This is a genomic window from Pseudomonas sp. P1_F1_2 (assembly GCF_056405815.1).
The window spans coordinates 1-21,844 of record NZ_JBFUBK010000006.1; the positions used below are offsets into that span (position 1 = coordinate 1).

At 59.6% G+C, this 21,844-nt stretch carries 17 protein-coding genes and 4 tRNA genes; 7 read left to right on the forward strand and 14 right to left on the reverse strand.

All coding sequences use genetic code 11. From position 1 onward, the window contains the following. The 6 genes from AC1D2P_RS02760 to AC1D2P_RS02785 all read right to left on the reverse strand — a co-directional run. Positions 1–3,184 (reverse strand): DUF6531 domain-containing protein (locus AC1D2P_RS02760; RefSeq protein WP_477811299.1); only part of this gene is annotated, 3,184 nt, incomplete at its 3' end. 194 nt (positions 3,185–3,378) lie between these two features. Next, positions 3,379–3,786, reverse strand: a complete 408-nt coding sequence (locus AC1D2P_RS02765; protein ID WP_223524119.1) for an SEL1-like repeat protein — start codon at positions 3,784–3,786, stop codon at positions 3,379–3,381. After that, positions 3,787–4,158: a hypothetical protein gene (locus AC1D2P_RS02770; RefSeq protein ID WP_007898892.1), complete on the reverse strand. Its 372-nt coding sequence runs from the start codon at positions 4,156–4,158 to the stop codon at positions 3,787–3,789. Beyond that, the gene (locus AC1D2P_RS02775) at positions 4,155–4,496 is read right to left on the reverse strand and encodes a helix-turn-helix domain-containing protein (RefSeq protein ID WP_223524122.1); all 342 of its coding nucleotides are present in this window, start codon (positions 4,494–4,496) and stop codon (positions 4,155–4,157) included. Before AC1D2P_RS02775 ends, AC1D2P_RS02770 begins: the two co-directional genes overlap by 4 nt. A 114-nt stretch (positions 4,497–4,610) precedes the next feature. Beyond that, positions 4,611–5,066 (reverse strand): YkvA family protein, encoded by a 456-nt coding sequence (locus AC1D2P_RS02780; RefSeq protein ID WP_046032937.1) that lies wholly within the window; start codon positions 5,064–5,066, stop codon positions 4,611–4,613. A 294-nt stretch (positions 5,067–5,360) separates the two neighbouring features. Continuing rightward, positions 5,361–6,074, reverse strand: coding sequence for an FKBP-type peptidyl-prolyl cis-trans isomerase (locus AC1D2P_RS02785; protein ID WP_008060887.1), 714 nt, complete (start codon positions 6,072–6,074; stop codon positions 5,361–5,363). A 267-nt stretch (positions 6,075–6,341) separates the two neighbouring features. Here AC1D2P_RS02785 and AC1D2P_RS02790 point away from each other — a divergent pair, with 267 nt between their 5' ends. Both AC1D2P_RS02790 and AC1D2P_RS02795 read left to right on the forward strand, forming a co-directional pair. Beyond that, positions 6,342–8,150, forward strand: coding sequence for a di-heme-cytochrome C peroxidase (locus tag AC1D2P_RS02790; RefSeq protein WP_223524125.1), 1,809 nt, complete (start codon positions 6,342–6,344; stop codon positions 8,148–8,150). Continuing rightward, the gene (locus AC1D2P_RS02795) at positions 8,147–9,280 is read left to right on the forward strand and encodes a catalase family protein (protein ID WP_109787724.1); all 1,134 of its coding nucleotides are present in this window, start codon (positions 8,147–8,149) and stop codon (positions 9,278–9,280) included. The genes AC1D2P_RS02790 and AC1D2P_RS02795 overlap by 4 nt, the downstream gene beginning before the upstream one ends. A 145-nt stretch (positions 9,281–9,425) precedes the next feature. Here the strand turns inward: AC1D2P_RS02795 and AC1D2P_RS02800 are convergent. From AC1D2P_RS02800 to AC1D2P_RS02815, 4 genes are all read right to left on the reverse strand, one after another. Beyond that, positions 9,426–9,502 (reverse strand) — tRNA-Asp (locus AC1D2P_RS02800). Positions 9,503–9,520: 18 nt separating this feature from the next. Next, positions 9,521–9,596 (reverse strand) — tRNA-Val (locus AC1D2P_RS02805). A gap of 199 nt (positions 9,597–9,795) precedes the next feature. Beyond that, positions 9,796–9,872 (reverse strand) — tRNA-Asp (locus AC1D2P_RS02810). A 19-nt stretch (positions 9,873–9,891) separates the two neighbouring features. Further along, a tRNA-Val gene (locus AC1D2P_RS02815) sits at positions 9,892–9,967 on the reverse strand. Positions 9,968–10,128: 161 nt separating this feature from the next. Here AC1D2P_RS02815 and rdgC point away from each other — a divergent pair. The 3 genes from rdgC to sugE all read left to right on the forward strand — a co-directional run bounded on the left by rdgC (position 10,129) and on the right by sugE (position 12,623). After that, positions 10,129–11,049 carry a recombination-associated protein RdgC gene (rdgC, locus tag AC1D2P_RS02820; protein WP_046032934.1) on the forward strand — a complete coding sequence of 307 codons (921 nt, stop codon included), beginning with the start codon at positions 10,129–10,131 and terminating at the stop codon, positions 11,047–11,049. Positions 11,050–11,224: 175 nt separating this feature from the next. Then, positions 11,225–12,190 carry a bile acid:sodium symporter family protein gene (locus AC1D2P_RS02825; RefSeq protein WP_477758453.1) on the forward strand — a complete coding sequence of 322 codons (966 nt, stop codon included), beginning with the start codon at positions 11,225–11,227 and terminating at the stop codon, positions 12,188–12,190. Positions 12,191–12,308: 118 nt separating this feature from the next. After that, positions 12,309–12,623 (forward strand): quaternary ammonium compound efflux SMR transporter SugE, encoded by a 315-nt coding sequence (gene sugE, locus AC1D2P_RS02830; protein ID WP_477811300.1) that lies wholly within the window; start codon positions 12,309–12,311, stop codon positions 12,621–12,623. Positions 12,624–12,747: 124 nt separating this feature from the next. Here the strand turns inward: sugE and AC1D2P_RS02835 are convergent, their stop codons facing one another. From AC1D2P_RS02835 to AC1D2P_RS02850, 4 genes are all read right to left on the reverse strand, one after another. Further along, positions 12,748–14,622 (reverse strand): MFS transporter, encoded by a 1,875-nt coding sequence (locus tag AC1D2P_RS02835; RefSeq protein WP_477758454.1) that lies wholly within the window; start codon positions 14,620–14,622, stop codon positions 12,748–12,750. 98 nt (positions 14,623–14,720) lie between these two features. Next, positions 14,721–15,872: a TDT family transporter gene (locus AC1D2P_RS02840; protein WP_477758455.1), complete on the reverse strand. Its 1,152-nt coding sequence runs from the start codon at positions 15,870–15,872 to the stop codon at positions 14,721–14,723. Between the two features lie 105 nt (positions 15,873–15,977). Continuing rightward, the gene (locus tag AC1D2P_RS02845; protein WP_046032930.1) at positions 15,978–16,289 is read right to left on the reverse strand and encodes a cupin domain-containing protein; all 312 of its coding nucleotides are present in this window, start codon (positions 16,287–16,289) and stop codon (positions 15,978–15,980) included. Positions 16,290–16,331: 42 nt separating this feature from the next. Then, positions 16,332–17,525, reverse strand: coding sequence for an MFS transporter (locus AC1D2P_RS02850; protein ID WP_046032929.1), 1,194 nt, complete (start codon positions 17,523–17,525; stop codon positions 16,332–16,334). 152 nt (positions 17,526–17,677) lie between these two features. On the opposite strand from AC1D2P_RS02850, the gene AC1D2P_RS02855 reads away from it, so the two are divergent. Both AC1D2P_RS02855 and AC1D2P_RS02860 read left to right on the forward strand, forming a co-directional pair. Then, positions 17,678–18,214: a TetR/AcrR family transcriptional regulator gene (locus tag AC1D2P_RS02855; RefSeq protein ID WP_046032928.1), complete on the forward strand. Its 537-nt coding sequence runs from the start codon at positions 17,678–17,680 to the stop codon at positions 18,212–18,214. Positions 18,215–18,367: 153 nt separating this feature from the next. Next, entirely contained in the window at positions 18,368–21,838 is a 3,471-nt protein-coding gene (locus AC1D2P_RS02860; RefSeq protein ID WP_477758456.1) for a hybrid sensor histidine kinase/response regulator, read from the forward strand. The last annotated feature ends 6 nt before the right edge of the window (positions 21,839–21,844 follow it).

Consider the following 21,844-nt stretch of genomic DNA (forward strand, 5'->3'; position numbering starts at 1 on the left):
GGCAGGCGCAGGCGGGCAGGCGCAGGCGCGTGAGCAGGCCGCAGGCGTCGTAGGCATAACGCAGCGTGCCCCAGCCCTGATGTTCGGTGATCAGCCGGTCCTGTCGGTCGTACTCGAATTCCAGCGGGTGGTCGTGGCCGTCGTCGACGCTAATCAGCCGACCGAGTCGGTCGTAGCGGTACTCGACCCGGATGCCGTCAGGCAGCGTTTTGACGAGCAAGCGCCCGGCCGCATCCCGTTCATAGGCGGTAACGAGCTGCGAACCATCAGCRCCGAACTCGGTTTTCTCCAGCAGATGCCCGTTGAGGTCGTAGGCGTACGCGGTGCGTTGGCCGTCGAAGCCGGTTTCCTGTCGGATCAGGCCGCTGGGCGTGTAGTCCAGCTGATATTTTTCACCGGATTCGTTCTCGATTTCCGTGAGTAACAGCTGCGCGTTGTCGTAGCGATATTTCAGCTGAGTGCCATCGGCGTTGAGACGGCGGCTGACCAGGTGCAGATCGTCGACGTACTCGTAACGCGTGACGCGCCCCAGTTCGTCGCGTTCGGCGGTGAYTTTTCCGTAGGCGTTGTAGCTATAGGCGCGACTGGCGCCTGTCGGCAGGKTCGTCTGGATCAGTCGACCGACGGCGTCCCATTGGTACTTCGTGACGGCGCCATGTTCGTCCTGACGGGTAARCTGCCGCCCCAAGGCATCGTAGGAAAAGCGCCGTTGACCACCGTCCGGCAAGGTCTCTTCGAGCAATTGCCCCAAGGCATTCCAGACGAATACATGGCGGCTGGTGTCCGGGTAGCGGATCGACAGCAAACGTCCTTGGGCATCGTAGTGGTAATGGGTGSTTTGGCCATCGGGGTCGGTCGCTTCAGTGACGTCGCCCTGAGCGTTACGGTGGTACTTCCAAATGGCTTGGCCGCGATAGCGCGCATGCAGGAAACCGTTGCGGTACTCGTAGGCCGTTGGCTCGTCTTCTGGCGGAATCAGCGCCACCAGGCGTCCGACTTCGTCATAGCGGTATTCGGTGACGGCGCCGAGCGCATCCTGCTCGGCGATCAGCCGCCCTTGCTCGTCGTAGGCCTTGAGCTGTTCGCCACCGTCCAGGTCGACCTTGCGCACCAGCCGCGCACGCTCGTCGTGGACGTAAACTTCTTCGCTGCCATCGATGTTGTGGACGGTGACGCTACCGGCGTCATCCCAGACRTAGCGCGCGTCCATCTGCGCRAACGAGGCCCAGTGGCGGATGCAGCGTGCCGCCTTGCCGGAGCGCTCCCACTCCCAGAAAAAACTCGCCCCGCCGGCCAGTTGCCGCTGGAGGATGACGTGCTGGTCGTCGTAGTCGTAGCGCTCGCTTTCGTCGGCGGCGTTGGTCGCTTCGATAAGCTGTGCGCGTTCGTCGTAGGTGTAACTGACCAATGTTTGCTCGGTCTGCCAGGACGCTTCGAGGGTCTGCGTCGGGGCAAATACYTGATAGTCGACGGCGACCAGATGATTGCGTTCATAACGCAACAGCAAGGCGCGACCGGCACCGTTGTCGAGGCGCTGAATGCGCGCCTGGCGGTCGCGGGTGATGCGCAAGCGGTTGGCGTAGGCGTCACTGATCGCCGTGAGTTGGCCGTGGTGAAAATGGTAAAAGCGCGTGTCGTCGCCGGCCTGGGCGAGGATCAGTTCTTGCGGTTCAGTACCGAGGTAAATCGCCGCACGCGACAGGCTGTTGTGGATGGCCGGACGCTCGCTGCTCGGCAGTGGGAAAGCGCTGCGACGGTTTTCGTGGTCAATCCAGATGACGCTGTCGCCATCGATTTCCAGTCGATGGGATAAGGAATGACTCCAGCCGAAACCGAGGCCGCTATCGAGCTCGGCAGCGCTGGTGCGGTAGAGCCGGGTGAAGTCGAACGGCAGGAGGCCGTCCAGCGTACCGTCAGTGAGGGTCAGCAGTTCTTCGCCGGTGACCATCGACACCGGGCATTTGTTGGTGGCGGTGTTGGCAGCGGAATCGGCACTGTCGCCGTTGGGGTTGGTGGCTTGTTTTGAGGCGTCGTCGTGGAGTTCGTTTTGCTTGAGGGTGGTGTTGCGTTTGGGCTCCCAGCGCAGCTGCATCCGGCCCTTTTTCAGGCCGGCCGCGCCGCCGCGGGCGGCGACGGTTTTGTAGTGGTCGACGTACTTCATGAAGCGGTTGAGGATGTTGAAGGTGGCCTCGACAAAACGTATCGCGAGACCGGACAGAACCTTTCCGTAATGAAGTCCGCGGGAGGTTAAATAGGCTTTGGCGACGGGTATTCCGACTCGCGTGGACACCAGCGCAGAAGCGATCAACAGGTCGATCAGTAATGAGGCAATCACATGGCTGGTGATCTTTGTCGATTCACCCGCAACCACACTCGGCGGCAGCATCTCCAACCACAAGCTGGCTGTGCGCAGCAGCAAACACAGCGCCGCTTCGTCGCTGGCCAGCAACTGAACCTTCTCCATCGTGGCCGGAAATTGTTCAGCCAGTTCGACCAAGTGATCGGCACCACTGCCCAACCGCTCAGCGAACTTGCGAGGATCCTTAAGAATGTCCGACAGCAGGCTGATGCTGTCCCACACCCCGACCACCGCCGCCCAACTCCCGGCGAGCATGCCGTTGCCCGCCGCAGCAAAAGCCGATTGCGACCACTGCGGTTTGAACCCTTGCCACTCGCTGCGCAGCCACCCGTCCAGCTCTTTGCTCAGGCCGTCATAGGAGGCAAAAAGCTCATCAATTTGCTCAGGCGTGACCTCGCTCTGAACATGCACGCGGTAGAACTTGCCGGGTATCCCTTCGAACTGCCCTTTACCGTTTTCATCGAGCTTGACCGATTTAATCTCGCCGCCATCCTTGGCAATCACATCCACCGAAATATTCCCCAACGGGATGTCATAAACCGACTCGAACTTGCTCTCGATCTGCAGAATGCCGCCTGCCGGACACTGCGCCACACTGGACAGAAAATCCGCATCGCCACTGCTCACCGCCGTCGTGGTATTGCCCAGTTTGATCAGCCGTTCCATACCCATCAGCGCAGGCATATCCACGGCGTGACTGGCCGTGTCCGCCGTTCGGTTAAACCAGCGCTTGAGCTGCTCGCGGTATAGCGAAAGCGTGTCTGGAAAACTGTCGAGTTCCTGCTCGATGCGGGCGATGTGCGGGTGAACAATCGGGTCAATCATGGGCAATCCCTCGCGCAGAAAATGGGCGCGCGAGACTTTGCCGGGGATCAAACCGGAAAGAAGTCAGGGAAGTAGGCAATGGCCGTAGGGCAAATCTCTAATTCGCCCTCACAAAACGCCAGACAGGCACAAACAAAAACGTGGCGTGAGGTTGCCCTCACGCCACGTTCATTTATCAAACAATTTTTTGGGAGTTACTGTGTAGGACCGCGAGACGCCAGCTCTTTCAATTTGAGCTCGGCCAATGGATGCCCGGCCTTGGCGGCCATGCCCCACCAGCGCGCGGCTTCAAGTGGGTCCGGCGCCTTGCTCGGCGTGCCGGCCAGGCTGATCACACCGACCTGGTAGGCGGCCTTGCCGTCACCCGCCAACGCCGCCAGGCGCAGCAGTCGAACGCCCTCTTCACGAGCACCCAGCCCGACACCGCGAAAGGTCAAAATGTGGCCATAGAAGCTCTGAGCGCCAACGTCACCCAGGTTCGCCATGCGTGCGAACTGGCCTTCGAGCCAGTGCCAGCCCCGCGGCTGGCGCACAAACCATGACCAATGAAACAAACGGCGAGCCAGCCAGTAACCAGCCCGCGCCTTGAGCTTTAAAAACACTCAGGCCTCTGCCGATTCGGGGTATTCGTATTCGAACACTCGCACCACTTCCGATGCATGCCAGGACGCGGCGGCGACACCGTCAGACGGCCCGGAAAAACGCCCCAGACGCTCGACACATTCGAAGAAGCCGGTGCGCGGCAGACGGCTGGCACCCTGGCTGATTACCAGCGAACTGCGCAACGGCTGTTCGGCCCTGGCATCCAGTGCGGCCAGATGTTCAAGGGCTGCCGTCAGGGTTTGCATGGCCGGCGTGGGCAATTGCAAACGCTCCAGCAACGCTCGATACGTCAAGAGATGGCGCTGACGTCGCGCCTGATCCAGCTCCCCAAGCAATCCGTCCCAATGTTGACGACTGATGCGTACGCTCACGATTCATCCCTCCACCCTGGCACCGTCAATTCCCAGGCCAGGCTGCGGCGAATCGCAGCGTCGGGTTGACGCTCGCCACTTTCGATCAAGGCCAGATAAGACGGGCTGATGCCTACCGTGCGGGCCAACGCTTCAATGGCGATGCCCTTCCCTTCGCGCAAACTGCGTAGTTGATCCAGACCGGGAAGAATCGGTTCTGGTGTTGCCACGTGAGGCACTGGCGCTTCGCGTGGCGGTTGCTCGTTGATGCCTGCTGCTTTCAGTAGAGCCTGATATTGAGCCCACGGTAAAACTGCATACTCGGGCTCGCCTTCGCGTGTGATTATCTGAATATCCATGACTTCCCCGTAGGACAACGACACTTAGCGAGTCGGCACTTTTCCCTAGAAGTGTAATCCTAACAGCGGCCAAGGTCGCGCGGGGGTATGAATAAAGGGGGATTCTCAATCAGTTCAGTGTTTTCTCGGGCCCTGAAGCTGAAGTTTTTCCGGGGTGTCAGGCAGACGCTCGACCACCGCCAGCTTTTCCGGCACCTGACGTTTGCGCCAGAGGCGGAAGGCGTTGAGTTCGTCGTCGAGCACTTTCATCAGCCAGGCCAGCACTGCGATGTCATCGAGCATGCCGAACACGGGAAGGAAATCCGGAATGGCATCCACCGGACTGAGGAAATACATCAGGCCTGCGACCACCGAGATCAGCGCCTTCGGGCTGATGGCACGGTATTCCCCACGCCAGTAGGCCAGGCACAGTGCCTGCAACAAGCGCAAATCGTCTTTGACCTTGCCCAGGCGATTACCCTGGCTGGCACCTTTGCTGGCGACAGCGAACAGCAGCGTCGGCAAACGCCCGCGTGCGAGCAGGCGCCCGGCGAGTGGCAAGAATCGAGCGAAACTCCAGGGTGCTTTCATCATTCCTCCCACTGAAATGTTATCCACACAAATTGTGGATAACCTTGTGAACAGAGCTGCATTTCACGGCTGAAACCCCCGTTTCATAAGGGTCTCGCTCAGATCGGGCGTTTTTTACTCACATAAAAAAACCCAAGATTTCATTGACTTGGAGCGCCGGCACCGCTAGCACGGGCCTCTTCAATGGCTATGACTCCAGCGTACAGCAACCGTTCGCTTTGTTTACCTTCGCTAAACGCCAGATGCAACAACGCCCCGCATTAAGCGAGGCGTTGTTGTCAAAGCAGACGCAGATTACTTGGCGGCGTCTTCTTTGGCTGGATCTTTGATCGCCAGCAGTTCCAGGTCAAACACCAGCACCGAGTTGGCTGGAATTGCCGGGCTTGGGCTTTGGGCGCCGTAAGCCAGTTCGCTAGGGATGTACAGTTTGTACTTCTCGCCAACGTGCATCAGTTGCAGGCCTTCGACCCAACCCGGGATCACACCGCTGACCGGCAGATCGATCGGGCTACCGCGCTCGACGGAGCTGTCGAAAACGGTGCCGTTGGTCAGCTTGCCGGTGTAGTGAACGGTCACTACATCAGTCGGCTTAGGCTGTGCGCCATCGGCTTTCTTTTCCACTTCGTATTGCAAGCCCGAAGCGGTGGTCACTACGCCGGCCTTCTTGGCGTTTTCTTCGAGGAACTTCTTGCCGGCAGCGGCCGACTCTTCGCTCATCTTGGCCATACGCTCTTCAGCACGCTTTTGCAGCGCGGCGAAGGCTTCGACCAGCTCCTCGTCTTTGAGTTTCTGCTCTTTCTTGCCGACGGCATCTTCGATGCCCTGGGCTACGGCCTTGGAATCCAGGTCATCCATGCCTTCTTGAGCCAGGCTTTTGCCCATGTTCAGGCCAATGCCGTAGGAAGCTTTTTGCGCCGGAGTTTTCAGCTCTACGCTGGTCTGCGAATCACAACCCGCGAGTACCAGGCTAACCAGGGCTACCGCCGCCGCCAACCGATGCTGTTTCATGCTATTTCCTTGTTCATGCGCCTAAAGGGCAATCGAGTAAAGCCGCGAGCTTATCAGGCGGCCACGACCAATGGCTACCGGCATGAGAGCGGGAAACTTCTGATAAGTTCAGGTGTTTTAACCCATTTGAGCAATGGGATGATGAAGCTTCTGTCATCTGACTCCTACAGACACTGATCCCGGATCCCATAACATGGCGTAATGGCCACTTGCCGCACCTCAGACACTGAGGCATAAGAGAGCTACAACTCGACAAGGAAGTTCATCTTGCGCCTCTTATCTCGCCTCTTAATGCTGGTCGCTGTATTGCTGGGTCTTGGCCTGACCGTAGCGTTGTACTACGTCGCCAACCCCAAGTTACCGAGCTGGTCGCCCGCTCAACAGGTGCATTACCTGGAGCAATGGAGCGCAGAGGACCGCCAGACTTACTATTTCACCCCTCAAGGCACTCAGGTCAAAGGCTTGCACTATGACTGGTTCAACGCCCTCGAGCTGCCCTTCTCGCAGCAACGATTCGCTTCGCCGGACTACCTCGCACGCTTTGGTTTCCTGATCGACCCTGGCCTGAAAGCCACACCCGACAACCCCGGCAATCTGCCCGTCGGGTTTGCCCGTCACAAAAACCCCGGCAGTCAGGACGAGTTTCTCGACATCACGTGCGCGGCCTGCCATACGGGCGAATTGCGCTTCAAAGGCCAGGCGATTCGCATTGACGGTGGCTCGGCGCAGCATGTGTTGCCTTCCAGTGTGCCTACATTGAAAGGGGGCAGTTTCGGACAAGCGCTGGTCGCCAGTCTGACCTCGACTTACCTCAACCCCTGGAAATTCGAGCGCTTCGCCCGCAACGTGCTGGGCGAGGACTACGACGCCCGACATCAACAGCTGCGCAATGACTTCAGGGCGTCTCTCCTGACCTTCGTCAAAGTTGCCTGGAACGACACCCACCGTGGGCTCTACCCCACCGAGGAAGGACCGGGCCGCACCGACGCCTTCGGGCGCATCGCCAATGCGGCCTTCGGCGATGCGATTTCCGCCGACAACTACCGCGTGGCTAACGCCCCGGTGGACTACCCGCAGCTGTGGGACATGTGGACGTTCAATTGGGTGCAATGGAACGGTTCGGCGCAACAACCCATGGCCCGCAACATCGGCGAATCGTTGGGCGTGGGCGCCACCCTGAGCTTCTTCGATGCCAGCGGCCAGCCGCTTAAAGGCGATGAGCGCTACCCGTCGAGTGTCCGACTGCGCGACCTGCACCAGATCGAACAAACCCTGCAACGACTCAAACCACCGGCCTGGCCTGAAGCACTGCTCGGCGCAGTCGACAAGCCCCTGGCCGCCAAGGGTCGCGAGTTGTTCAGTGAAAATTGCGCCGGTTGCCATATACCGCGCTCGGTCGAAAGTGACGGACGCTGGGTGCAGCATCTGAAAATGCTGCCGGTGGATGTCATTGGCACAGACCCGGGGGCCGCCAACAACATTGCCGACCATCGTTTTGACTTGAGCGCCTTGCAATGGGATGTGACTGAGCTGAAACAACTGGACGTTCACCTACAGCCGACACCCACTGAACCGCTGGACTTGAGCAAGCTGTCGTCGGCCAAAGGGTTGGCCTACATCACCGCTTTCGTTGGCAACCGCGCCTACCGCGACGCGAAAATTCCCACGGAGGAACAACCTGCCATGAATGGTTTCGGCCTGCCGATTGGTGTGCGGGAATTGCGCGCCTACAAGGCACGACCGTTGGCGGGTGTCTGGGCGACGGCGCCCTTTCTGCACAACGGCTCAGTACCGAGCATTTATCAATTGCTCTCGCCTCAGGATGAACGCGCCACCACCTTCTATAAAGGTACGTTCGAGTACGACCCCCAACACCTTGGTTATCGCACCGAGGCCTTTACCGATGGCTTTGTGTTCGACACACGCATCACCGGCAATCACAACAGCGGCCACGAGTTCCGTGCCGGCCAGCGCGGCAATGGCGTGATTGGTCGTCTGCTGCTGCCAGAGGAACGCTGGGCGCTGCTGGAATACCTGAAAGTATTGGGCGGCCCGCTGGAGACACAATTGCCATGAGCACACTTTGGATGCGCTTGGGCGCTTTTCTCGGCAAAACCCTTTTGTGGCTGCTGGGTCTTGGCGTGCTCGCCTGGGCGCTGGCCACGGCGTGGTTTGCCTGGCAGCACAGTGGCCCGGTTTCGGCAGATGAATTGATTCCGGAAGGCGAAGCCGCGATGACCCAGGACGTGATTCAGACGGCCGTGCGCATTGTCGATCAACACCGCGAGCCCACCCGCTACCTGCGCGACGCCCATGCCAAGGCCCATGGCTGCGTGAAAGCCGAAGTTCAGGTGTTGCCGGACCTGGCTGGAGAGATGCGCCAAGGTGTGTTCAGCGAGCCCGGCAAAACCTGGCAAGCGACGATGCGCCTGTCCAACGGCAATGCGTATCCGCAGTTCGACAGTATTCGCGATGCCCGGGGCATGGCGATCAAATTGCTTGATGTGCCTGGTAAACAACTGCTCGCCGACCAACAGCGTCGCGCCGAACAGGACTTCGTGATGTTCAGTCACCCGAATTTTTTCGTCAGCGATGTCGCCGAGTATCGTCAGAATGTGGCGGCTCAGGCTGACGGCAAGAAGCTGATGGCGTTTTTTCCGGGGTGGGACCCGCGCAGTTGGCAGGTTCGCCATCTGTTTATCGCGTTGGCGACCTTGTCGCCTGCTCCGGAAAGTCCAACCCGGACCACCTACTTTTCGGTGTCGCCCTACAAGTTTGGTGAAGCCAATGCCAAGTTCCGGGTGATACCGGACCCGGATAGCTGCCCGGCCTACACCCTGCCCGCGCAAAACCAGAAATTGCCGAACTTTCTGCGCAACGCGCTGAACCAGCAATTATCTACGGATCGGGTGCCGGCCTGTTTCGTCTTGCAGATTCAGCGCCAGGACCCAAGCCACTACATGCCCATCGAAGACACCAGCATCGAATGGAGTGAAAACGAGGCGCCGTTCCAGACCGTGGCGCGGATCAAAGTCCCCGCGCAGGACTTCGACACGCCAGCGCTGAACCTGCAATGCGACAACCAGTCGTTCAATCCGTGGTTTGGCCTGGAGGCTCATCGGCCGATTGGCGGCATCAACCGTCTGCGTAAGGCGGTGTATGAAGCCGTGAGCGACTACCGGCACAGTCGCAACGCTGAGCAATAAGCCGATAGAGACGAAAAAAGCGACCCRGACAGGTCGCTTTTTTTGTGGAGGCCCGGCAATTGCCAAACCCCGGACAGCAAAAAGCCCGCATTAAGCGGGCTTTCTGTGTGGTGACCTGGCGTTCAGTGTTCCAGGTTACCGAATATGGCGCAGCGGACGGGACTCGAACCCGCGACCCCCGGCGTGACAGGCCGGTATTCTAACCGACTGAACTACCGCTGCGCGTAGCGTTGAAAGTAATGGTGGGTGATGACGGGATCGAACCGCCGACATTCTGCTTGTAAGGCAGACGCTCTCCCAGCTGAGCTAATCACCCTTTACCTTCGTTGCGGGGCACATTATGCCACAGGTTTTCGTAAAGTGTTGATTTAATTGAATAATTTTTCAAATAAATCTAAAAACCAGTGAAACGACGCAACCCACAGGAACAACATGCAAACTTCAGACAGAAAAAAACCCGCGTTAGCGGGCTTTTCCGTGGTGACCTGGCGTTCAGCGTTCCAGGTTACCGAATATGGCGCAGCGGACGGGACTCGAACCCGCGACCCCCGGCGTGACAGGCCGGTATTCTAACCGACTGAACTACCGCTGCGCGTAACACTGAATGCGAATGGTGGGTGATGACGGGATCGAACCGCCGACATTCTGCTTGTAAGGCAGACGCTCTCCCAGCTGAGCTAATCACCCTTCACGTTCGGTGTGGCGCGCATTCTACGGAGCGACCTCACCTCTGGCAAGCACTTTTTTAAATAATTTTCTCAGGCCTTCCAAAGGCTTAGCGAAGGGTTGGCCTATGGCGCCGCTAAGAGAATAATGCCCACCTTTGTATATAAGGAGAGACTTACCCCATGTGGTTCAAAAACCTGCTTATCTATCGCCTGACCCAAGATCTGCCTGTTGATGCCGAGGCGTTGGAAACTGCACTGGCCACCAAACTGGCGCGTCCATGTGCAAGCCAGGAGTTGACCACCTACGGTTTCGTCGCGCCATTCGGTAAAGGCGAAGATGCGCCGCTGGTTCACGTCAGCGGCGACTTCCTGCTGGTCTCGGCGCGTAAAGAAGAACGCATTTTGCCGGGCAGCGTCGTGCGCGACGCCGTGAAGGAAAAGGTCGACGAAATCGAAGCCGAGCAAATGCGCAAGGTCTACAAAAAGGAACGCGACCAGATCAAGGATGAAATCATCCAGGCTTTCCTGCCTCGTGCCTTTATTCGCCGCTCCTCGACGTTCGCCGCCATTGCACCGAAGCAGGGCCTGATCCTCGTCAACTCGGCCAGCCCGAAACGTGCCGAAGACCTGCTGTCCACCCTGCGCGAAGTGATCGGCACCCTGCCAGTACGTCCACTGACCGTAAAAATGTCGCCGACCGCCACCATGACCGAATGGGTCACCACGCAGAAAGCGGCGGACGATTTCTTCGTGCTGGACGAATGCGAGCTGCGTGATACCCACGAAGACGGCGGCATCGTGCGCTGCAAGCGTCAAGACCTGACCAGCGAAGAAATCCAGCTGCACCTGAGCACCGGCAAAGTGGTCACTCAGCTGTCGCTGGCCTGGCAGGACAAACTGTCTTTCGTGCTCGACGACAAGATGGTGGTCAAGCGCCTGAAGTTCGAAGACCTGCTGCAAGACCAGGCCGAACAGGACGGCGGCGAAGAGGCCCTCGGTCAACTGGACGCCAGCTTCACGTTGATGATGCTGACTTTCGGTGACTTCCTGCCGGCACTGGTAGAAGCGCTGGGCGGCGAAGAGACGCCGCAGGGGATCTGATAACAACCGGTTTCTACTAACGAAACCGAACTAATTGTGGGAGCCGGGCTTGCCCGCGATGGCGATCAGTCAGCTATCAATCGGCTGACTGATACACCGCTATCGCGGGCAAGCCCGGCTCTCACAATGATTGAATTCCACCCTGGGATTGCTACTGAATAATAAGGATCAAGCCATGCGCGCACTGGCTGCATTGAGTCGTTTTGTCGGCAACACTTTTGCTTACTGGGTACTGATTTTTGCAGTCGTGGCGTTCCTGCAACCGGCCTGGTTCATCGGCCTCAAAGGCGCGATCGTGCCGCTGCTGGGGTTGGTGATGTTCGGCATGGGCCTGACCCTCAAACTTGAAGACTTCGCCGAAGTCGCCCGCCATCCGTGGCGCGTGGCCTTGGGCGTGGTTGCCCATTTCGTGATCATGCCCGGTGTGGCGTGGTTGCTCTGCCAGGCGTTCCACCTGCCACCGGAAATCGCCGTCGGCGTTATCCTGGTCGGTTGCTGCCCAAGCGGTACCTCGTCGAACGTGATGACCTGGCTGGCGCGCGGCGATCTGGCGCTGTCGGTGGCCATCGCCGCCGTCACCACCCTCCTCGCCCCACTGCTGACCCCGGCACTGATCTGGCTGCTGGCGTCGGCCTGGTTGCCGGTGTCCTTCATGGAGCTGTTCTGGTCGATTCTGCAAGTGGTGCTGTTGCCGATCATTCTTGGCGTGGTGGCTCAACGCGTGCTCGGCGCCAAGGTGCGTCATGCCGAGGAAGTCTTGCCGCTGATTTCGGTGGTGAGCATCGTGATCATCGTCACCGCCGTGGTGGCCGCCAGCCAGGCGAAGATCGCCGAGTCCGGCCTGCTGATCATGGCGGTGGTGATGCTGCACAACAGCTTCGGGTATCTGCTGGGTTACTTCACCGGGCGCCTGTTCAAGCTACCACTGGCGCAACGCAAATCCCTCGCGCTGGAAGTCGGCATGCAAAACTCCGGTTTGGGCGCTGCGTTGGCCAGTGCCCACTTCTCCCCGCTGGCGGCGGTGCCGAGCGCTTTGTTCAGCGTGTGGCACAACATTTCCGGGGCGCTGCTCTCAACGTATTTCCGTCGCATGAGCGAGAAAGAAGATCGAAAACTGGCGGCACGGCCCGTCGCCGACTGAGCCACAACTTGATCCCCGGATTAATGATTGGCACTCTATGGCGCATTGCGAGGACGACCTCGCGGCTCGATCGAGTCATTAATCTGGGGACGACCCCGTCAATCGATGGAGGTCTTTCATGTCCTGGATCATCCTGTTTTTCGCCGGCCTGTTCGAAGTCGGCTGGGCCGTCGGCCTGAAGTACACCGACGGTTTCAGCCGTCCCCTGCCCACCGCTTTGACCGTTGCAGCCATGGCCATCAGCCTTGGTTTGCTGGGCCTTGCCATGAAGGAATTGCCGCTGGGTACGGCCTATGCGATCTGGACGGGCGTGGGTGCCGTGGGCACGGTGATCGCGGGGATCATTCTGTTTGGTGAGTCGATGGCGTTGTTTCGGCTGGCCAGTGTGGCGTTGATCATTGCCGGGTTGATCRGCCTAAAGGTTAGCGCTTAGGCCACTGACGCCATCGCGGGCAAGCCCGGCTCCTACAGGGTCCTTGGAGCGCCTAAAATCTGTGGCACAACACAAAACCTGTGGGAGCCGGGCTTGCCCGCGATGAGTCCGGTACATTCACCCACTATCTAACGGTGCCGCGCAACTCGCCGACCATCGCCTGCAACGCCGCCGGCTGCGCCGCCTCAACGGCCACCGCCGGCCCCGCCACCAACGTCACCCGCGACCACAACCGGTGAAACACGCCTTTGCCCGGATCACGGCTGAAGAAACTCCCCCACAAGCCCTGCAACGCCAGCGGAATCACCGGCACCGGTGTCTCTTCGAGAATCCGCGCCAACCCGCCCTTGAATTCGTTGATCTCCCCATCCGCAGTCAATTTGCCTTCCGGGAAGATGCACACCAACTCGCCATCCTTCAGATACTGCGCTATCCGCTTGAAGGCTCTTTCGTAGATTTGAATGTCTTCCTGACGACCCGCTATGGGAATTGTCCCGGCCGTGCGGAAGATAAAGTTCCGCACCGGCAAGTTGTAGATTTTGTAATACATCACAAAGCGAATCGGCCGACGCACTGCGCCGCCAATCAGAAGTGCATCGACAAAGGACACGTGATTGCACACCAGCAACGCCGCGCCCTCATCGGGAATCAGATCAAGATTGCGATGCTCCACGCGGTACATGGAGTGACTGAGCAACCAGATCATGAAACGCATGCTGAATTCGGGGACGATTTTGAAGATGTAGGCGTTGACGCCGATGTTCAGCAGCGACACCACCAGGAACAGCTGCGGAATCGACAGTTTGACCATGCTCAACAACACGATCGAGACAATCGCCGACACCACCATAAACAGCGCGTTGAGAATGTTGTTGGCGGCAATCACTCGTGCCCGTTCATTCTCGGCGGTGCGCGACTGGATCAGCGCATACAGCGGCACGATGTAGAAACCGCCAAAGATCCCCAGACCCAGGATGTCGATCAGCACCAGCCAGGTGTGGCCAAACCCGAGGATTTCGACCCAGCCATGGCCCGTCACGCTGTCCGCAATTCCACCGGAATGCCACCACAGCAGCAGGCCAAACACGGTCAGGCCAAACGAGCCGAACGGCACCAGGCCTATCTCGACTTTGCGCCCGGAGAGCTTTTCGCACAGCATCGAGCCGAGCGCGATACCGACCGAAAACACCGTCAGAATCAGGGTCACCACGGTTTCGTCGCCGTGCATCCATTCCTTGGCATAGGCCGGAATTTGCGTCAGATAAATCGCCCCGACAAACCAGAACCACGAGTTGCCGACGATCGAACGCGACACTGCCGGGGTCTGCCCCAGRCCCAGTTTCAAGGTGGCCCAGGATTGACTGAAGATGTTCCAGTTCAGGCGCATTTGCGGTGAAGCCGCCGCCGCCCGTGGAATGCTGCGACTGGCCAGGTAACCGAGCACCGCAACACCAATGATCGCGCTGGAGACGATCGGCGCGTAGTGACTGGACGACATCATGATGCCGGCGCCGATGGTCCCGGCGAGAATGGCCAGGAAGGTCCCCATTTCCACCAGCCCGTTACCGCCGACCAGTTCTTCTTCGCGCAGGGCCTGGGGCAAGATCGAGTATTTCACCGGCCCGAACAGCGCCGAGTGGGTGCCCATGGCAAACAGCGCGACCAGCATCAATGACAGATGATCGAAGAGAAAGCCGACTGCGCCGACCGCCATGATGACGATTTCGCCGAGCTTGATCAGACGGATCAAACGGTCCTTGGCGAACTTCTCGCCGAACTGCCCGGCCAGCGCCGAAAACAGAAAAAACGGAAGGATGAACAACAGCGCACAGAGGTTGACGTAGATCGAGCGGTCACCGTCGATGGTCAGTTTGTACAAAATGGCCAGGATCAACGACTGCTTGAAGATATTGTCGTTGAACGCCCCGAGGGACTGCGTCACGAAAAACGGCAGGAAACGCCGGGTGCGGAGCAAGGTGAACTGTGAGGGGTGACTCATCTTCCATGTGTCCCTGATGTTAGGTAGCGAGTGGCGTGGATACGGTTATTGGAATGTCGAACGTCGATCCAGGCCACACATTACCTAATCTTTGCAGGTTATTTCTTTAATCCTGCAATGCATGGCGAGACAAACAGCTCACCGCGCCAGGCGCCTTTCAGCGTGCGTTGGGCAACGATCATCCACATCACCACCAGCAGGGCCACCAGCACGCAGCCAAAGACACTGAAGAACGTCAGGTTCAAGGTGCTGGCCAGTTTCAACGTCGTCAGCGAGTAAACACCCAACGGGAAAGTAAACCCCCACCAGCCGAGGTTGAACGGAATGCCGTCGCGCAGGTAGCGCACGGTGATCAGCACCGCGATCAGCATCCACCACAAGCCAAGCCCCCACAGCGTGATCCCGGCCACCAGCCCCAGGCCGGCGGCGACTTCCCCTATGCCCGGCAGACCGTTGGCGGCGAAGATTGCCGGTGCGTCGGCCCCCAGCAGCAACATGCCCAGTGCCCCGGTACCAATCGGGCCCAGCGCCAGCCAGCTCGAAGCAGCCATGTTTTCGTGGGGCAGTTTATGCAGCGCCATGCGCAACAACAGGATCGTCAGAATGCTGAACGCGACCGGCAGGGAAAAGGCCCACAGCACGTAGCTCGTCACCAGCACCACCAGTTGCGAATGAGCGTCCACCAAGTGCGGCGCCAGCAAACCACCGCTGGCCGCCGCGACTTCTGCGGCCACCACCGGCAACAGCCAAACGGCGGTCATCTGGTCGATGCTGTGTTCCTGACGAGTGAACATCATGTAAGGAATCAGTACGCCGCACGCGAGCGACATCGCCACATCCAGCCACCAGAGCATTTCGGCGACATGAATCACACCGTCGCCCCAGCGCGGCAGGCCAAACACCAGGAAGCCATTGATGATGGTCGCGAGGCCCATCGGGATGGTGCCGAAAAACATCGACACGGTGGAGTGGCCGAAAATGCGCCGGGCTTCGTCGAAGAACAGTACCCAGCGGGCCGCGTACATGACGCTGAACAACACGAACAACAAAATATTGAACAGCCACAGGCCTTCGGCGAGCGCGCGCAAGCCGGGTATGGCGACGGGCAATTGCGCCAGCGCCAACGCGAGCACGCCGGTGCCCATGGTCGCGGCAAACCAGTTGGGTGTGAACTGACGGATGACTTCACGCGGGTGCTGCAAATGGCTTAAGGGTTTGAAACCGGTTTTGACGCTATTGGGGCATGTCATGGCGAACTCCTGTCCTCTGATGAGGTAGAGCCCATGGTAGAACCGAATAGAATATCTATATAACGGGTAATATCTCTAACTGTTATCTGTTTTGCAGATATAGAGTCAAATACTGCCTTCTGATTCGATCACCAATATCCGTGCCGCGCCCTGCGGATGGGCCACATGCTCGGTGCCGACGGACGCATAAAAAATGTCGCCGACGTCGAGCAGCGCTGCCTTCTCGATGCCCTCTTCGCGGTAACGCATCTGCACCTGCCCATCCAGCACCACGAACACTTCCTGGCCATCGTTGACGTGCCATTTATAAGGCTGATCGGTCCAGTGCAAACGCGTGGTGATGCCGTTCATGTTGGCGATGTCCAGCGCCCCCCAGGCACGGTCAGCGGTGAAGGATTTGCTGCGGATGATTTTCATCGGGGCGGTCCGTCGAATGAGTGGCGAGGCCTAGGCTAACGATCAACGCACATCAGCGCCACAGACTTTCAATGAGCGCTGAAGCATCAAGGCCAGTAACGCGCCAACGGACAACACAATCAAAATCAGGCCATACCCATCGGTTGTTGCGACCAACCCGAAGGCTCGGATCAGATTCCCCGCCAGCAACGATGGCAAACAGAACGCCAGGTAACTGAGCACATAAAACGCCGACATCAACCCTGCGCGCTCATGGGGTAAAGCCAACGGCACCAGACTGCGCACGGCCCCCAGAAAACCGGCACCGAAGCCACATCCAGCGACAAGCGTACCCAGGAAAAACAGCGACAGGCTGGCGCTGTGCACGCCCAGTAACACCAGGACAATGCCCATCGGCAGCAGACTCGCCCCCAACCGTAGCGCCAGGGCGGCAGGTCGATTGCGCAGGGTGAAAATCATCAATGCCCCGGTGAGTGTCAGCGCGGCAACGGTCGAGCCGGCAATCAGGTTCGAGGTGGAACCGGTGGCCGCGCGTACCAACGAAGGCGCCAGGGACGCATAAAAACCACCGAGCGCCCACGTCGCGGTGTTGAGCGGCAACACCCGCCACAAGGTGGGGCGCGCCTGAACCGGCACATGCAGGGTCGGTCGCAATGACGCCCATGCCCCGGCCTGTCGCGAGACACTTTCCGGTAAACGCCAGCTGTACAACGCCTGCAACGCAAACAGAACCAGCAGCAGCCAGTAGGTCAAGTGCAGCGGCGCCGGGGCAAATTCTGCCAGTAAGCCGCAGCCCATACCGCCGAGGGCCATGCCGATCAACGGCGCAACGCTATTGATCAACGGCCCTTGCTGGCGGTCAGTGTCCAGCAGCGTGGCACTGAGCACCGCGGTTGCCATGCCGGTGGCAAACCCTTGCAGCACCCGCGCGCTGATCAGCCACGTGACGCTGTCAGCGTAGATAAACAGCAACATCGCCAGAGCATTCAGCACGACAGCGGTGAAAATCACCGGTTTGCGCCCGAGGTAATCCGACAGCGACCCGACCGTCAGCAGCGCGGCCAGCAGGCTCAAGGCATAGACGCCGAAAATCAGGGTCAGGGTGGCCGCCGAAAAATGCATCTGCTCCTGGTACAAGCGATACAACGGCGTCGGCGCCGTGGAAGCCGCCAGAAAACTGAGTAAAGTGATCGCCAGGAACCACAGGCTGGCACGGTTTGAATGGGAACTGGACATCAGCACACTCCGCAAAAGCTAATTTTTTGCTTTTGCGGAGTGTGCTACCGACCAAGGCTTAAAGCAAATTCTTTGTGTTAAGGTCCGCTGCATGGCTTTTACCACCGATGCCCAGCTAGTCAGCGGGTTGCGGCGAGAACAGGAAACACGCAATGACAGGCCCCACTTTACGTCCCGGCGGCCGAAGCGCCCGGGTGCAGGAATCAATTCACAAAGCCGTGCACGCACTGCTCGAAGAGCAGGACCGCGCCAGCGTGACCGTGCCGCAAATCGCAGCGCGCGCAGGGGTTACGCCGTCCACCATCTATCGACGCTGGGGGGATTTGTCAGCGCTGCTGGCGGACGTCGCGCTCGCCCGAATGCAACCGGAAACCGAGTCGGCCAATACCGGCAGCCTCTCGGGTGATGTGCAGGCCTGGGCGGAACAGTATCTGGACGAGATGAGCTCCGAACCCGGTCGCAACATGCTGCGCGACGTGCAATCAAGCCTCAAACCCAGTTATTGCGCGACGATCATTGGCGGACAGTTACAGCTGATTCTGGATCGCTACCCGAATGAGCCCAAACCGGATGTCGATCGGCTGATCAACATGGTGGCGGCGCCCATTGTGTTTCGTATCCTGTTTGCGCAGGCGCCGCTGGAGGTTGAGGAGCTGCATCGGTTGATCGCGATTGCGTTGAACCAGTAAGGGCTTGCTCGCAAAGGGACCCGAAAATACACCCTTGATCCCCCTGCGCCCCCGCGCCAAGTCTCGACCTTGGTCGACACTGACTAACCGGGGCGGTCGTGCGAGACTGTCTGACCGGGCGGGAGTCCCGGCTGTCTTTTGTCTGGAGTTCCCATGTCGCTGTCCAGCGGGCTGATCGCCGCCGTCGCCCTGGCCTATATGGCCATCATGTTCGCCATCGCCTTTTACGGTGACCGTCGCAGCACACCGTTGCCGCCGCGAGTGCGCGCTTGGGTGTACAGCCTGTCGCTGGCCGTTTATTGCACCAGTTGGACCTTCTTTGGCGCCGTGGGCCAGGCCGCGGAACAGCTCTGGTCGTTCCTGCCGATTTACCTCGGGCCGATCCTGCTGTTAGTGGGCGCGCCCTGGGTCCTGCAAAAAATGGTGATGATCAGCAAGCAGGAAAACATCACCTCCATCGCCGACTTTATCGCCGCCCGTTACGGCAAATCTCAGTCGTTGGCGGTGGTGGTGGCGCTGATTTGCCTGGTGGGCGTGCTGCCCTACATCGCACTGCAGCTCAAGGGCATCGTGCTTGGCGTGAACCTGCTGATTGGCGCGGGCGCCGACGCCATGGGGGTTCGCGCTCAGGACACGGCGCTGATTGTGTCGCTGGTGCTGGCGCTGTTCACCATTGTCTTCGGTACCCGCAACCTCGATGCCACGGAACACCACCGTGGCATGGTGCTGGCGATTGCATTTGAATCACTGGTCAAGCTGTTCGCCTTTCTTGCCGTCGGCGCTTTTGTCACGTTTGGTCTGTACGACGGTTTCGACGATCTGTTCAACCAGGCCATGCTCGCACCGCGCCTGGAGCAATACTGGAAGGAAACCGTCAATTGGCCCTCGATGGTGGTGCAGACCGGCGTGGCGATGATGGCGATCATCTGCCTGCCCCGGCAGTTCCATGTGACGGTGGTGGAAAACATTGATCCTCAGGATCTGCGCCTGGCCAAATGGGTGTTCCCGGCCTACCTGGCGTTGGCGGCATTGTTTGTAGTACCCATCGCCCTCGCCGGCCAGATGCTGCTGCCCAGCTCGGTGTTGCCGGACTCCTTCGTCATCAGCCTGCCCCTGGCGCAGGCTCACCCCGCCCTTGCCTTGCTGGCGTTTATCGGTGGCGCTTCGGCGGCAACCGGCATGGTGATCGTCGCCAGCGTGGCACTGTCGACCATGGTGTCCAACGACATGCTGTTGCCATGGTTGCTGCGACGCAATAATGCCGAGCGGCCGTTCGAAGTGTTCCGCCAGTGGATGCTCTCGGTGCGCCGCGTGAGCATCGTGGTGATTTTGCTCCTGGCCTACGTCAGTTATCGCCTGCTGGGTTCGACCGCCAGCCTGGCAACCATCGGCCAGATTGCCTTTGCTGCCGTGACACAACTGGCACCGGCCATGCTCGGCGCGCTGTACTGGAAACAGGCCAACCGCCGCGGTGTATTTGCCGGCCTCGCTGCCGGGACATTCCTGTGGTTTTACACGCTGATCTTGCCGATTGCGGCCCGTGGCCTCGGCTGGCCGCTGGAGAGCTTTCCGGGCTTGGCCTGGTTGCACAGCAACCCGATGAACCTGCCGATCACCCCGCTAACCCAAGGCGTGGTGCTGTCGCTGGCCGGTAATTTCACGTTATTTGCCTGGGTGTCGGTGTTGTCGCGTACACGGGTGTCGGAGCACTGGCAGGCCGGTCGTTTCATCGGCCAGGAAATCAGCGCACGCCCCAGCGCCCGTTCGATGCTGGCGGTGCAGATCGACGATTTGCTGCAACTGGCGGCGCGTTTCGTCGGCGAAGAACGGGCGCGCCAGAGCTTCATCCGATTCGCCTACCGTCAGGGCAAAGGCTTCAACCCGAATCAAAACGCCGACAGTGAATGGATCGCCCACACCGAACGTTTGCTGGCGGGTGTACTCGGTGCCTCCTCGACACGCGCAGTGGTAAAAGCCGCCATCGAAGGTCGGGAAATGCAGCTTGAGGACGTCGTGCGGATCGCCGACGAGGCGTCGGAAGTGCTGCAGTTCAACCGCGCCCTGCTGCAAGGCGCCATCGAAAACATTACCCAGGGCATCAGCGTGGTCGATCAGTCGCTGAAACTGGTGGCCTGGAACCGGCGCTATCTGGAGCTGTTCAATTACCCGGATGGACTGATCAGCGTCGGCCGGCCGATTGCCGACATCATTCGCTACAACGCCGAGCGCGGTTTATGCGGCCCCGGCGAAGCCGAGGTGCACGTTGCCCGCCGTCTGCACTGGATGCGCCAGGGGCGCGCCCATACCTCTGAACGACTGTTCCCCAACGGGCGGGTAATCGAGCTGATCGGCAACCCGATGCCCGGTGGTGGTTTCGTCATGAGTTTCACCGACATCACCGCGTTCCGCGAAGCCGAACAGGCGCTGACCGAAGCCAATGAAGGCCTGGAGCAGCGGGTGACCGAACGCACCCACGAACTGTCGCAACTCAACGTCGCGTTGACCGAAGCCAAGGGCACCGCCGAGTCCGCCAACCAATCGAAAACCCGTTTTCTCGCAGCCGTCAGCCATGACTTGATGCAACCACTGAACGCCGCGCGCCTGTTCTCCGCCGCCCTGTCCCACCAGGACGATGGCTTGTCCGCTGAGGCACAGAAGCTGGTCCATCACCTGGACAGCTCATTGCGCTCTGCCGAAGATTTGATCAGTGACCTGCTGGACATTTCCCGTCTGGAAAACGGCAAGATCAACCCTGACATCAAGCCATTCGCGCTCAACGAACTGTTCGACACGCTCGGCGCCGAGTTCAAGGCGCAGGCTCAGGAACAAGGGCTGACGTTCAACGTTCGCAGTAGCGCATTGCGGGTCGACAGTGACATCAAACTGCTGCGACGAATTCTGCAAAACTTCCTGACGAATGCATTTCGCTACGCCAAAGGGCCCGTGCTGCTCGGCGTTCGCCGGCGCAAGGGCGAGTTGTGCCTGGAGGTCTGGGATCGGGGACCGGGCATTGCGCCAGACAAACTGCAGGTGATTTTCGAAGAATTCAAACGTCTCGACAGTCACCAGACTCGCGCGGAGAAAGGCCTGGGGTTGGGTCTGGCGATTGCCGATGGTCTGTGTCGCGTGCTGGGTCACACGCTGCGCGTTCGCTCCTGGCTGGGGCGTGGCAGTGTGTTCAGCGTCAGCGTGCCGCTGGCCCGGGCGCAAACCGTCGTGGCGACGCCGACCGCTGAACTCAACGGCCATGTGTTGAGCGGCGCGCAGGTGCTGTGCATCGACAATGAAGACAGCATCCTGATCGGCATGAACAGCCTGCTGACGCGCTGGGGTTGCCAGGTCTGGACCGCGCGCAATCGGGATGAATGCGCAGCGCTGCTCGAAGACGGCGTGCGCCCGCAACTGGCACTGGTGGATTACCACCTCGATCATGGCGACACCGGGACGGAGCTGATGGCGTGGCTGCGCACCCAAATGGGAGAGCCGGTGCCTGGCGTGGTGATCAGTGCCGATGGCCGGCCGGAGATGGTGGCGCAAGTGCATGCGGCGGGGCTGGATTACTTGGCCAAACCGGTGAAACCGGCGGCATTACGGGCGCTGCTGAGTCGGCATTTGCCGTTGTAGCGCGGC